Consider the following 12871-nt stretch of genomic DNA (forward strand, 5'->3'; position numbering starts at 1 on the left):
CCGCGGAGGGCGCGCACGTCGTCGTCGTCGACATCAACGCCGACGCCGCCGACGCCGTGGCGCGGTCACTGCCCACCCGGTCCATCGCCGTCGCGGCCGATGTGGCCCAGGAGGCCGACGTCCACAACTACATGCGGGAGGCGCTGGACGCCTTCGGCCGCGTGGACCTGCACCACCTCAACGCCGGGATTTTCGGCAAGTTCGCGGCCCTGCCGGACGTGGAGGTGGAGGATTTCGACCGCGTCATGAACGTTAACGTCCGCGGGCAGTTCCTGGGCATGCGGGCGGCCTTCCGGCAGTTCGCCGCGCAGGGCACCGGCGGCAACATCGCCATCACAGCGTCCATCGCGAGCCTCACCGGGGCGGCGGACCTGCTGGCCTACCACACGTCCAAACACGCCGTCGTGGGACTGGTCCATGGCGGCTCCGTCTACGGCGGCCCGCTGGGCATCAGGGTCAACGCGGTGGCGCCGGGCATCGTCCCCACCGAACTCTTCGCTGCCGCCGCTACCACCAGCGGCGGCAAGAACGACATGGAGCAGCGCGCCAGCACCACCCCGCTGCGCCGCGCCGGCACCGCCGAGGAAATCGCCGGCGTCGTGGCCTTCCTGCTGAGCGATGACTCCGCGTACGTGACCGGCCAGGTGATCGCGGCCGACGGCGGTGCCTCCATTGTGAACACCGTTCGGCCCAGCGGCGGCGCCGGGGCCTGGGACACCACCAGCGTGGACGAGGCCATCTACGGCAACAACTTCCAGAGGACAGGACAATGAGCGAACTCCGGATTGGATCTATTGGCCTTGGCAACATGGGCGGGCGCATGGCCGCCTGCATCACCAGGGCCGGAAAGGCCGTGCTGGGCTATGACCCCGTCGCGGCAAACATCACCGCCTCCGGGGCGACCCCGGCCGGCAGCGCGGCAGACGTGGTGGACGGCTCGGACATCATCCTCCTCTCCTTGCCTAAGAGCGCCGTCGTGGAGGCCGTCATGCTCGGTGACGGCGGCGTCCTGGAACACCTTCGGGACGGGCAGATCGTCGTGGACCTTAGCACCTCCGCCCCCGCCTCCACCCGCATGATCGCCGGCAAAGTGCTCGCCGCGGGCGCCAGCTACCTTGACGCCGGCATCTCCGGCGGTGCGGCCGCCGCGGAAAAAGGCAAACTGGTGCTGATGGTGGGCGGCGAGGAAAGCGTCCTTGACCGTGCCCGGCCGGCACTCGAACTCTTCTCCGGCAAGATCTTCTACACCGGCGCCTCAGGCGCCGGCCACACAACCAAGCTCATCAACAACTTCCTGAACGCCATCACCCTGTCCGCCACGGCGGAAGCGATGGTCGCCGGCAAGAAGGCCGGCCTGGACCTCGAGGTTTTGCTGGACGTCATCAACAACAGCTCAGGGGTCAGCTTCGCCTCGCTGAACAGGTTCCCGAAGATCATCAAGGGGGACTACCTCAAGGGCGGCCTCACCAACTCCCTGATGATGAAGGACGTGCTGGCCTACGTCGAACTGGCCCGGGACCTCGGGGTGGCGAGCCCCAATTCCGCGGGGCCCCTCGCGAGCTTCGGCCTGGCCAACGCCCTCGGCTACGCCGAGCAAATCAGTAACACCGTGGTCGACGCCATCGGCGATGTGTCCGGCGGCGTCCGGCTCTTCGACCCGGTCCCGGGCGGTGCCGATGCGCCCGACGCACCGCACGAAGCGCCGCACGATGCGCCCGAAGCCAAGGAGCAGCCATGAGGATCATCAACGGACCCGTGCAGGACGGCACGGCAGGCAAAGCCGGTTCGCAGTTCAGCGGCACCGCCTTCCCGTACCTGACGATGGCATCCACGGACGGCGTCACCATCAACACCGTCAACTTCACTCCCGGGGCCAGGACGTACTGGCACCACCACGAAAACGGCCAGATCCTCCAGGTCCTCGCCGGACGCGGCCTCATCCAGGCGGAGGGCGAGGTCAATCCCCGTGTGCTCAACGCCGGCGACACCGTGTGGTGTCCGCCGGGGGAACGGCACTGGCACGGGGCCGCAGCGGACTCGTTCATGACGCACACGGCGATCTCCCTGGGCCCGACGCACTGGGCCGAACCGGTCGAGGAATCCGATTACACCAAGACCGCAGACCTCCGGAAGGAATGACCATGGACACCAACGACACCCACGCCACCACGTACGAAGAGGGACTCGCCACCCGCAAGGAGGTCCTCGGCGCGAGCCATGTGGAGCGCTCCCTCGGGCAGGTGTCCGAGTTCAGCCGGCCCATCCAGGAACTGGTCACCGAGTACTGCTGGGGCGCCGTCTGGACCCGCGAGGGCCTGGACCGCCGCAGCCGCAGCATGATCAACCTCGCGATGCTCACCGCCCTGAACCGGCCCCATGAACTCGGAGTCCACGTCCGCGGCGCCATCAACAACGGCGTCTCGGAGCAGGAAATCCAGGAGGTCCTGATGCAGACAGCCATCTACGTCGGCGTCCCCGCAGCGCTGGAGTCGTTCCGGATCGCGGAGAAGGTGCTCAACGAGATGAAGGTGAGCGAGACACCATGACCACCATCGCGTTTATTGGCCTGGGCAACATGGGCACCCCGATGGCGCAGCGCCTGCTGGCGGCAGGCCACACCGTGCGGGGATTCGACGTCGCAGAGCAGGCCAAAGCCAGGCTTGCGGAGGCGGGAGGGACCAGCTGCAGCTCGCCGGCGGAAGCCGTCGACGGCGCGTCCGCCGTCATCCTGATGCTGCCCAACTCCGACGTCGTCGAAGGTGTCATCTTGAGCCCTGAAGTGAACGCCGGGCTGGCCGCCAACACCCTGGTCATCGACATGAGCTCGAGCGAGCCGCTTCGCAGCCGGGCCCTGGAACAACGGCTGCGGCCAAAAGGGATCCGCTTCGTCGACGCCCCGGTATCTGGCGGCGTGAAAGGGGCGGAAAACGGGGCGCTCACCGTCATGGCGGGCGGAACTGACGAAGACCTTGCGGAAGCCGACGCCATCCTGGCGTGTTTCGGAACAGTCAAACGGGCCGGGCAGGTCGGCGCGGGGCACGCGGCCAAAGCCCTGAACAACCTTATGTCCGCCACCCACCTGCTGGTCAGCAGCGAGGCCATCCTGGCCGGGCAAGGCTTCGGCGTGGACCCGGAGCTCCTGCTGCAGATCGTCAACGGCTCGAGCGGCAAGAGCGGCTCGACCGAGAACAAATGGCCCAACTTCATCCTCCCCGGCACCTACAACTCCGGCTTCGCGCTGAAGCTGATGCTCAAGGACATGAAGATTGCAGTGGACCTCGCCGACCAGGTCCACGCCGCGTCGCGACTCAGCCACGCCGCCGTCCAGCTCTGGGAAGAAGCGGCCGCAGAACTGCCGAACAACGCCGACCACACCGAAATAGCCCGCTGGGTGGCTGCGACTTCACAAGAGTCCGCAGTCAGCCACCGGTAGGATTGCTCAGATCCGCGCGCAGGAAGAAGGAACACGATGACCGTGACCAATTCATTGGCCGATTCATGGGCGTCCGAGCCGCTGGGACGCGTTGCTGCGCCGGTGCGCGAACAAGTTGCCGACCGGCTCCGGAGCGCCATCACCGGGCTTCAGCTCAAACCTGGCCAGCGTCTCGTGGAGCGGGAACTGATGGAGCAGCTCGGCGTCTCCAGGACCACCGTCCGCGAAGCCATCCGGGAGCTGTCCTCCGAGGGGCTGGTGACCGTTGTCCCGCAGAAGGGCGCAATCGTCAGCCGGCCAACACGCTCGGAGGCCGAGGACCTCTATGAGGTGCGTGCCACCCTGGAATCGCTCATTGTCCAGCGGTTCATCGAACGCGGGACGGATCCGGAGATCGGCGACCTGCGGGCGGCCACGGCTTACTACCGCAAGGTGACCGAAGAGCACATTGATGACATGCGGGCGGTGCTCGCGGCCAAGGACGGCATCTACGCCGTGCTGATCGCCGGTGCGCGCAGCGATCCGCTGCGCCAGCTCATCGAGCAGATCCAGGCCCGCGTTCACGTCCTCCGTGCGGCTTCCCTCTCCCACCCCGGCCGCGCCATCGAGGCCGTCGAAGAGATGGAAGCGATCGTCGCCGCCGTCGCCAAACGGGACGTGCCGCTGGCCACCGCGCTGTACGCCGCCCACGTCAGGCGTGCCGCACGCACGGCCCTCGCCGATTTCGACGACTGACCCCGCCAATACCACAGCAGCACCTCACCACCGCCGGAGTAACGAGAGCTGCTCCGCGATGCCCGAAAACGGGCCGGCCCGGGTCACCCGCTGGCCGTCCGACCCATCCCAGTGCCCCACCCATCCCAGTGAAGGAAGAACCATGGAGCTGACAGCCCGCCAGCAGCAAATCAAACAAGACTTCATCAGCATCCGCGGCACGTGGGGCGACTCGTGGGAGGCGATCCTGTCCCTCAGCCCCGAGTTCCTCGCCGGGTACCTGTCCCTGTCCTCGGTTCCGTGGAAGAAGAACCACCTGGAGGACAAGGTCAAGGAGTTCATATACATTGCCGTGGACAGCGCGGCCACCCACATGTACCTCCCGGGCGTCCGGCAGCATGTCCGGGCTGCCCTGCGGTTTGGTGCCACGTCGGCCGAGATCATGGAGGTGGTGGAGCTGGCCAGCACCCTGGGCGTGCACGCCATGAACGTCGGAGTGCCGATCCTCTGCGAGGTCCTGGACGAAGCCGGCGCGCGGCCCGCCCGGCAGCCGCTGACCGAGTACCAGGAGCGGGTCAAGGCGGAATTCACCGAGAACCGCGGCTACTGGAACAAGACTTGGGACGACACCCTGGAACTCGACCCGGAATACCTTGAGGCGTACACCGAGTTCTCCTCCGCCTCCTGGAAGTACGGGCCGCTGGAGCCCAAGGTCAAGGAATTCATCTACATCGCCTTCGACATTGCGGCCACGCACCTCTACGAGCGCGGCACCAAACTGCACATGGAGAACGCGCTCCGCTACGGTGCCACGGTGGAGGAGATCCTCGAAGTCATGGAGATCGCCAGCGTCATCGGCATCCACGCAGCCACGACCGCGGCCCCGATCATCCTCGAAGAGGTCGCCGCGTTCGAAGCAGAAAAGGCCGTCCTGTGACTGTATCTGCCCAGCCCATTGTCACTGCGGAGCGCGAGAGCGCGCTGCTGGCCTCTGTTCCGACCGGCCTGCTCATCAACGGTGAGTGGCGTCCCGCCGCGTCGGGGAAGACGTTCGACGTCGAGGACCCCTCGACGGGCAAGGTCCTGCTCAGCATCGCGGATGCCGGGCCGGAGGACGGGGCGGCGGCACTGGATGCCGCGGCCGCCGCGCAGGAGTCCTGGGCGAAGGTCCCCCCGCGTGAGCGCGGGGAGATCCTGCGCCGGGCCTTCGAACTGGTGACTGCACGGGCCGAGGATTTCGCGCTCCTGATGACCTTGGAGATGGGCAAGCCGCTGGCCGAGGCCCGCGGCGAGGTCACCTACGGTGCGGAGTTCCTGCGCTGGTTCTCCGAGGAAGCCGTGCGCGCCTTCGGCCGGTATTCTGTGTCCCCGGACGGGAAGTCCCGGCTGCTGGTGACGAAGAAGCCGGTAGGCCCGTGCCTGCTGATCACGCCGTGGAACTTCCCGCTGGCCATGGCGACCCGCAAGGTCGCCCCCGCGGTCGCCGCGGGCTGCACCATGGTGCTGAAGTCCGCGAACCTTACCCCGCTGACCTCCCAGCTGTTCGCGGCGGTGATGCTGGAGGCAGGCCTGCCCGCCGGAGTGCTGAACGTGATCCCGACCTCCACGGCCGGCGCGACCACGGGTCCGCTGATCAAGGACTCCCGGCTCCGGAAGCTCTCCTTCACCGGTTCCACCGAGGTCGGCCGCCGGCTGCTCGCCGATGCGTCCGAGACGGTGCTGCGGACCTCGATGGAGCTCGGCGGCAACGCCCCGTTCGTGGTGTTCGAGGACGCCGACCTCGACGCCGCCGTCGCAGGGGCGATGCTGGCGAAGCTGCGGAACATGGGCGAGGCCTGCACCGCGGCCAACCGGTTCATCGTGCACGAGTCCGTCGCGGATGAGTTCGCGGAGAAGTTCGCCGCGAAGATGGCAGGCATGACCACCGCCCGCGGCACCGAGGCCGAGTCCAAGGTCGGCCCGCTGATCGATGCGAAGAGCCGTGACAAGGTCCACGAGCTCGTCACGGATGCCGTGTCCGCCGGTGCGGTCGCGGTGATCGGCGGCGCCGCCGTCGAGGGCCCGGGGTACTTCTACCAGCCCACCATCCTCAAGGGCGTGACGGAAGGCACCCGGATCCTGTCCGAGGAAATCTTCGGTCCCGTCGCCCCGATCATCACCTTCGACACCGAGGATGAGGCCGTGCGGCTGGCGAACAACACCGAGTACGGGCTGGTGGTCTACGTGTTCACACGCGACCTGAACCGCGGGATCCGGATGGGCGAACGCCTCGAGACCGGCATGCTGGGCCTGAACGCCGGCGTGGTCTCCAACGCCGCTGCACCGTTCGGCGGGGTCAAGCAGTCCGGCCTGGGCCGCGAGGGCGGACTCGAAGGCATCGAAGAATACCTCTACACCCAATACATCGGCATCGCCGACCCCTACGCCGGCTAACCCGGAGGGGTGGAAGATGTTCATCAGCTTAGAAGAGGCCACTGGGGTGGGGACCGCCGCCCTGAGGAAACTCGGGCTGTCCGCTCCGGATTCAGACATCACCCTCCGGCACCTCCTCGACTGTGAGCTAAGGGGCTTGTCCTTCAGCGGACTCGCCCGGATCCTCAGCATCGGTGAGCGGTTGGCTGTGAAGCCCATTGGCTCGGACGGCATCCGAATCACGCGGCAGACACCTTTGTCGGCCCAGCTGGATGGTGGGGACAGACTCGGCTACGTTGTGGCGCAGCAAGCCGTGGGGATCGCCCTCGACAAGGCGGCGGACGTCGGCCTGGCAGTCGTTGGAGCGAACAACACCTGGTACACGGGAATGCTGTCTTATTACGCCGAAATGATCACGGCCAAAGGGCTCGTAGCTGTGATCGCATCGAATGCGTCGCCCTGGGTGGCACCCTTCGGTGGGACAGAGGGCCGGTTCGGCACGAACCCGTTTTGCCTGGGCTTTCCCAGCACCTCAACACCAGTGATCTGGGACATCGGGATCTCCGAAATCATTCATGCCCAAGCCGTCCTGGCTCAGCGACAGGGACACCAATTGCCGCCCGGTGTCGCCTATGACTCCGACGGTCAACCTACGACAGATCCGGCACAAGCATTGTCCGGAGCATTTACCGCATGGGGCGGACACAAGGGCAGCGGCCTCGGCGTGAGCGTCCAGTTGCTGGGAATTCTGGCCGGGTCGCCGGTTTTTCCGAAGCCGCTGGAGGACTTTGGGTTTTTGGTCCTCGCCATGCAGCCTGACCTGCTGACCTCAGGGGAAGAATTCGCTGAGAAGGTCTCGGCGTTTTCCGAGGCCATGCGGACAACCCGGCGGGTGGATGAGGAAGTGCCCGTCCGGATGCCCTTCGAACGGTCGGCCGCCCGGCGGGCCGAGCAGCTGGCAGCCGGTGGGTTCGACGTCGACGCTACTGTCTTTGAGGCCGTCACGGCGCTGGCGCAGGAGGATTGATCGCTCGGCCAAGCCGGGAAGCAAGGCTGCAGGACGCAATGCAATCAGCTTTTCCGGCTACGGCGGGGCCGTGCCCGGGAGCGCTACAGAGGCCCTTGCACGAAGCGCTTGTTCTTTGTTTCGGGGGATCTTCCAACGTTGATAACGGATCTAAAGTCAGTTGACGGCCCTTCGAAGCGGGGCGCGGCGCCCTGAATCGGCAAATTGGGGGTGTGGACAGTGTCCACACTTTGGGGTCGCGGACTGGGCCGTACCGGTGCCGGATTGGGCCGGATTTCGCATGTTTGGGCGGGAGTCCAGTGTTTGAAGGACTGGAATCCGGTTCGAGTCCCACCTCGGGCACAGTGTTTTTCCAGTTCAGAGTCTTTTTGGTGTTTTTTCGTGTGGACAGTGTGCACACTCTCGCCTCTGATCTGATGTTCCGGGTGTGTGGGGTCTCGGATAGACCTATTCGGTTGCGTTGGGGGAGCGGCTGCCTACGGCGGACCGGGTACCGCCTTGTGGTCCCTTTTCTGGGTTTTCATCCTTGTCCGTCCTTCCCTTGAGTTTTGCGTTCACCACTTCATGGTGGCCACGGCCGCGCACGACATGATTTGCTGATTATTCGTTCGATCGACCTTGGGTTTGCGGCTGGTCCGGATTTTCCGTTCTGATACCTGTTCATGCAGGAATGCGTCGGGAACGGCATGACATGGCCACTCGAGTTGTAGGAGTTGGTGGGCCTTGCTGCCTCTGCCCTACCACCAGTTGATGAAGGCGATGGCGGTGCGGATGGGGCGGAGTGTCGGGTGCTGCTGGGTGTGTATGCGTGGATCAGCGCCCAGAGCGAGTGTGCTGCGGCATGGTCTAGGTGTTGTGCGGGCACCTCGGCACTTAGGCCTCAGACTCAATGGCTCAGGGCGGTCCTCTGCGATACCGGCGGCGCGCGGCCACTGGGGTGGCGTAACGGACAGGGACTACCAGGCCAACAATCAAGATTGAGACCGCAAGACCACGCTCCATGGCGGTAGACCAGATGGACCAGAGAACGTTTATAGAGGCCGAGTCAGTGCTTGCGAACCAGAAAACAGCCACACCAAGGGCACAAAACCCCAAGCTCAACGGCCCGGCGATGAACACTTTCGCAGGACCCGCGACGGGGTCGATCAAACAAAGAATTGCACCCGGGGCTACCCAGCAGACCACGGTCGTCGATACCCACAAGGAGTTAGCCTGAGCAGCAGCCTCGGTTGTCGTGATCGGACCGATGAGCAGAAGTTGCGAGACTAGGAAAATGCTCCCCGCAAGGCCTGCCGCGAGGCCTAAGACCAGCGGAAACCGGAGCGTTCTGCCGGTCGCTGAAAGTGCGGGGCTCGAATACGTGGCCCCGGATGTGTGGCTCGGGAAATACATCCATTCCCGGGCACCGCGTCGACGTGACATGGGTCCAAGGAGCGCAGCTAGGAAGGCCACGACAGTCAGCAACACTGCCAAACCAATTCCTGGCCATTCGTCGTAGCCATACTGGATCCACATGGAGGCCCCCAACCACCCGAAGCTCGTCAACGCTAGGTCCAGGCTGTCCCCGATCCATGTGGCCACTAGGAAGATAGAGATGTTGAGCAGTACGGCAGGGAGCCAGAAGTGCCATGGACGTGTCACGAGAAGCGCTAAGGGTAGGCAAACAGCTCCGAACGCTGCGCAGATAAATACTGTGCCAAGCCCGGCAATTATGGGGGCGATCAATGTCATGGGGTCCAACAGGGCCGGGGCGTCCTGACCGATCCCTGCCAACGAGACGAGTTGTCCAAGTGCCAAGCCCGCCGACACACCCGCTGCCGTTATGAAGACACCGCGCATCGTCGGTGAGCCGGGCCTATTGGTTCCATGAGCCAAGGAATAGGCGAATTGTGATCTCCAGATGTCCAGACCGACGGTCAATCCCAAGAGTGACCCCGTCACCGCCGCTGATGTCCAGATTCCGCCCAGAACGATTTCTGTTCCGGACAGCAATGGTGTCGCCGTGCTGACCACCAGTGGACCCAGAACTCCAGCAAGGAGTCCCGCACAGAGTGCTTGGAGAAAGCTGCTGCCAGCCGCCAGATGTGGCGACTCGAGGACATCCAGCCGTTCGGTCCGCGTCGGGTGGCGCATGCGCAAGCGCCGAAGCCAATTGAGAGGACTGCCGGCGCCCAGCAGGCCCAAACCGGACCTTACGGCCTCTAGCGATGGTAGCTCCGCAGTGGCTCGAAGGTCCGCGTCGTACTCGCGTGCCCTGAGCACGGCGGCCGTCACGATCTCCACAACAACGGCAAGCAAGGCCGCGCGCCATAGATAGTTGGGGAGGATGGAAGGGCCCTCCCACAAAGCCCCCACTATTGGGAACAAAAGGGCCAACAGCGCCACGTACCAAGCGCTACGTGCCGTCCAGGCCAGTTCTACGTCCCGGTGCCGGATGTGCGCGAACTCGTGGAGCACTACGCCATCCGCCGGCCCTGGCCGCACCAACATGCCCACGATCTTGGGTGGAAGCGCTACAGCGGGCGAGCCCGGCCTCCCGAACGAGAAGGCGTCGCCCATCCTTGCGGGTCCGATGTACAGCCTCGGCATCCGGAGCAAACTTGCCTGCGAAGCCAACTGTGCAAAACGCTCCACCACCGCCTGATGCTTTGGCATCGGCAGCTCAAGCGAACGACGGCGCCTGATCACAGAGGGGACGGCGTATGACACCGCTACAGCGAACCCTGCCACCAGGACTGCACCCGCAAATGACCACAAACCACGCCTGAACTCAGTAGGTGCCGTGCAGCCCCGTTGCTGATCAACTTCCAAGGCTAAGCAGTTATTGAGCGCCTGTATCCACTCTTTCCCCAGGACTACGTTGTGCATCCAGGAACCCACGAATAGGCCAACGCCAAGGAGGGCGGCAATGAACAGGAGATACAACCCCGTGGTAGGTGCCGGAAATGCAAGTACATTGACACGGCGAACCACCACGGTTGAGGCAAACGGGTTCTTTTCCACACTTCCACCCCTCTACTGGGTTTACAGGCTAAAGAAGAACTAGTTGCCAAGCACCCCAATGATCGCGTTTCCTAAGAGAACAGCTTTGTCCTCGTCGAGCCCCAATCGGGCGGACTGCTCTTTGGCAGCCGCAAAAATTTGCGCCCGCTGTGCCTTGGTCAGATCCATCTCATCAGGCGGAGATGCCTGGTCGGTACGCCCCCGCAACACCCGCTTCAGGGCATCCGAGATTGGGGACTTGGCCGCATCTTTGGCGACGTCGCGCAGCAGATCGCCCACGAAACCAATGACAAACTCGGCCACTGCCATGGCGAAGGGAGTCAACAGGACCAGTTCAAGGCCGAATCCTACTGCTTCGTCCTTCTTGATGAGCATTAGAGTCGATTGTGGATCTGCATAGTATTCCTCAACGACTTCGTCGAACGTCAACAACTCATCGGGCGCCGCACGATCAATGACCAACCTGGCCAGCTCGGTAATCAACTCGCGTGACTGGTCCGCTTGCAGGTCCGTTCGTGGCTCTCCCACGGGGTTCTCCCTTAATGAGATTCAGCCAGACTGTGAGGCGTCTGTGGTGGGAGTTATTGTGCCGCTAACAGGGAGGGAGCACAAGTGCTTCGGAGGCGCCTTGCACGCGCTGAGGTGTTATGGGAGGGACAGAATTACACGGCCCGCAGTCCAAACTTCCGAACCGGCCGTCGTTCCTTCTTGCCGGACAACTTCCAGCGGACAATGAATAGTTGAAGGCCGCCGTCCTGCTCGAATCCGCCGCCCGGAACCACCCTCTCGTGGACGGGAACAAGCGCAACTCCTGGACCCTGATGGTGCTATTCCTGTGGCTGAACGGCTACCGGCACGACTTCACCACAGATGACGCCTTCGACCTGGTCGTCGGTGTCGCAGAGGGCCGCCTGGGGCTGGAAGAATCCAGTGCCCGGATCGGGGCCCGCATCTGCTCCCGTCAGCCGTTGTAGATAGGTGTCGCCGGGAAGTACTGGTTGCATCCCCGGAGTCCGTAGTTGTACCCGTAATCAATGGAGTCGGACCGCTCTTGCAGTGTTCCGTGGTCCCTGTTGACTTCAGATTCCGATGAAGCGATGGTCGTTAGAAGCCGCTGGATGTCGCCTAGATCGTTGGGATACTCCAGGAATCCGGACTGTTGGGCGAAGTACACCCAGGCGCCGGCAATGCAGTCGGCCTGATTTTCCAGCTGGATGCTCTCCTGGGGCGTACTGCCTGGCGGCACCCCCATGATGTTCTGAATATGGTGTCCCCATTCGTGTGCGTAGCCGACAGCGGGGGCTGCGTCTCCGATCTCCGAATAGAGCAGCCACAGGCTGTCTTGACCCGTGTAGATCGCCTGATCGCCGCCGCAGTACATGTAGGACAAGTGGTCGTATGCGGCAATATTGCCATCCGATGCATGGCAGGCGGTCGGGCCGGCCTGGTCCGCGGCTATGTAGTAAAAGTTGGAGGGCCGGTTGGCGGCCCCGTAGAGCTCGTCAAACATTGGCGAGATGAGCGCGAGGATGTGGGTCAGGTAGGTGGGCATGTCGGCGTAGTTGTGACATCCCTCGTGCGACCCTCCCGGGCAGAAGACCTGCGGTTGGTTCGCTGCGAGTTCCTGGGCGGGCGCCGGAGCGGCAGCCGCAATTTTCGTGTTGGTAGGTTCCGGCGTGGGTGTGACCACCACGGTTGCGGCCGTGGAGGGCATCACGTCTGTTGGCTTGACTGTGGGGGTGACGGCCGGGGCCCCGCTGGACGGCGGTGGTGGGGGAGTCACTGACACGGTCTGGGTTACAGTCTGGGTTGCGGTGGGGCCGGTGGCGGCAGGGCCTGCCGTGCACGACGCCACGAAAACTGTCGAAGCTGCGATGAAAAGGGTCGGGGCAATACGTCGGATCATGGGATGGTCCTCTGCTTAGCTGAGACCGCAACAGATACCCAACATCCCCTGCGCCTCAGGGTATCGGCTCGGTTCAGGCTTGTCATCCCTCAACACAAGAGGCATCGGATAGCGGCCGGCGCCGGCCCGCGAAATCTACGTCTCCCAGATGTTCAAGAAGGCCTCCGCGTACGCCGAACTGACCTGCGACCGCTGGTACATCCTCTCGGCCAAACACGGTCTCCTCCGCCTGACGAGATCATCGAACCCCTGCGACATGCGGCTCGGAACGAACCACCCGACATCGCCGCCGGCGTCCGAAACCAGCTCGCCGTCGAACTGGCCGACCTCCAAGCCGCCTCACTGGTCGTCCTGGCGGGGGAGCAGTACCGGACGG

13 protein-coding genes and 1 pseudogene (1 of these 14 cut by a window edge) are annotated in these 12871 nt (G+C 64.2%); 11 read left to right on the top strand and 3 right to left on the bottom strand.

The annotated features are described in order from the left end of the window. From K789_RS0120955 to K789_RS0120995, 9 genes are all read left to right on the top strand, one after another. The coding region (locus tag K789_RS0120955) for an SDR family NAD(P)-dependent oxidoreductase (protein WP_024368457.1) at positions 1-773 on the top strand (773 nt) is incomplete at its 5' end. Further along, on the top strand, positions 770-1738 hold the full coding sequence (locus K789_RS0120960; RefSeq protein WP_024368458.1) for an NAD(P)-dependent oxidoreductase: 969 nt from the start codon (positions 770-772) through the stop codon (positions 1736-1738). The genes K789_RS0120955 and K789_RS0120960, both read left to right, overlap by 4 nt. After that, entirely contained in the window at positions 1735-2139 is a 405-nt protein-coding gene (locus K789_RS0120965; protein WP_024368459.1) for a cupin domain-containing protein, read from the top strand. The genes K789_RS0120960 and K789_RS0120965 overlap by 4 nt, the downstream gene beginning before the upstream one ends. Before the next feature lie 2 nt (positions 2140-2141). After that, a complete protein-coding gene (gene pcaC, locus K789_RS0120970) occupies positions 2142-2546 on the top strand; it encodes a 4-carboxymuconolactone decarboxylase (protein WP_024368460.1) in 405 nt (134 codons plus the stop codon). Further along, positions 2543-3433 carry an NAD(P)-dependent oxidoreductase gene (locus K789_RS0120975; protein ID WP_024368461.1) on the top strand — a complete coding sequence of 297 codons (891 nt, stop codon included), beginning with the start codon at positions 2543-2545 and terminating at the stop codon, positions 3431-3433. Before pcaC ends, K789_RS0120975 begins: the two co-directional genes overlap by 4 nt. 42 nt (positions 3434-3475) lie before the next feature. Then, positions 3476-4168: a GntR family transcriptional regulator gene (locus K789_RS0120980; protein WP_237739657.1), complete on the top strand. Its 693-nt coding sequence runs from the start codon at positions 3476-3478 to the stop codon at positions 4166-4168. Between the two features lie 142 nt (positions 4169-4310). Next, positions 4311-5084, top strand: a complete 774-nt coding sequence (locus K789_RS0120985) for a carboxymuconolactone decarboxylase family protein (RefSeq protein WP_024368463.1) — start codon at positions 4311-4313, stop codon at positions 5082-5084. Beyond that, positions 5081-6580 carry an NAD-dependent succinate-semialdehyde dehydrogenase gene (locus K789_RS0120990; RefSeq protein WP_024368464.1) on the top strand — a complete coding sequence of 500 codons (1500 nt, stop codon included), beginning with the start codon at positions 5081-5083 and terminating at the stop codon, positions 6578-6580. Before K789_RS0120985 ends, K789_RS0120990 begins: the two co-directional genes overlap by 4 nt. A 16-nt stretch (positions 6581-6596) precedes the next feature. Beyond that, entirely contained in the window at positions 6597-7586 is a 990-nt protein-coding gene (locus tag K789_RS0120995) for an Ldh family oxidoreductase (protein ID WP_024368465.1), read from the top strand. An 894-nt stretch (positions 7587-8480) separates the two neighbouring features. On the opposite strand, the gene K789_RS0121000 is transcribed toward K789_RS0120995, so the two are convergent. Both K789_RS0121000 and K789_RS0121005 read right to left on the bottom strand, forming a co-directional pair. Further along, complete coding sequence (locus K789_RS0121000; RefSeq protein ID WP_024368466.1) at positions 8481-10589, bottom strand: M48 family metalloprotease; 2109 nt, start codon at positions 10587-10589, stop codon at positions 8481-8483. A 39-nt stretch (positions 10590-10628) separates the two neighbouring features. Next, entirely contained in the window at positions 10629-11117 is a 489-nt protein-coding gene (locus tag K789_RS0121005; RefSeq protein ID WP_024368467.1) for a hypothetical protein, read from the bottom strand. A 212-nt stretch (positions 11118-11329) separates the two neighbouring features. Here K789_RS0121005 and K789_RS0121010 point away from each other — a divergent pair, with 212 nt between their 5' ends. After that, on the top strand, positions 11330-11563 hold the full coding sequence (locus K789_RS0121010) for a type II toxin-antitoxin system death-on-curing family toxin (protein WP_084507746.1): 234 nt from the start codon (positions 11330-11332) through the stop codon (positions 11561-11563). Here the strand turns inward: K789_RS0121010 and K789_RS0121015 are convergent. After that, entirely contained in the window at positions 11551-12372 is an 822-nt protein-coding gene (locus K789_RS0121015) for a neutral zinc metallopeptidase (protein ID WP_157835703.1), read from the bottom strand. The genes K789_RS0121010 and K789_RS0121015 overlap by 13 nt on opposite strands. A gap of 271 nt (positions 12373-12643) precedes the next feature. On the opposite strand from K789_RS0121015, the pseudogene K789_RS26840 reads away from it, so the two are divergent. Then, positions 12644-12871 (top strand): annotated as a pseudogene (locus K789_RS26840) (DUF6884 domain-containing protein); it runs 86 nt beyond the window's last position.

This window comes from Arthrobacter sp. TB 26 (assembly GCF_000427315.1).
In the GTDB taxonomy this organism is placed as follows: Bacteria; Actinomycetota; Actinomycetes; order Actinomycetales; family Micrococcaceae; genus Arthrobacter.

Excerpts from the sequence above, each read along its gene's own strand:
- K789_RS0120960 (WP_024368458.1), top strand. The coding sequence starts at position 770 with ATGAGCGAACTCCGGATTGGATCTATTGGCCTTGGCAACATGGGCGGG.
- K789_RS0120965 (WP_024368459.1), top strand. The coding sequence starts at position 1,735 with ATGAGGATCATCAACGGACCCGTGCAGGACGGCACGGCAGGCAAAGCC.
- pcaC (WP_024368460.1), top strand. The coding sequence starts at position 2,142 with ATGGACACCAACGACACCCACGCCACCACGTACGAAGAGGGACTCGCC.
- K789_RS0120975 (WP_024368461.1), top strand. The coding sequence starts at position 2,543 with ATGACCACCATCGCGTTTATTGGCCTGGGCAACATGGGCACCCCGATG.
- K789_RS0120985 (WP_024368463.1), top strand. The coding sequence starts at position 4,311 with ATGGAGCTGACAGCCCGCCAGCAGCAAATCAAACAAGACTTCATCAGC.
- K789_RS0120995 (WP_024368465.1), top strand. The coding sequence starts at position 6,597 with ATGTTCATCAGCTTAGAAGAGGCCACTGGGGTGGGGACCGCCGCCCTG.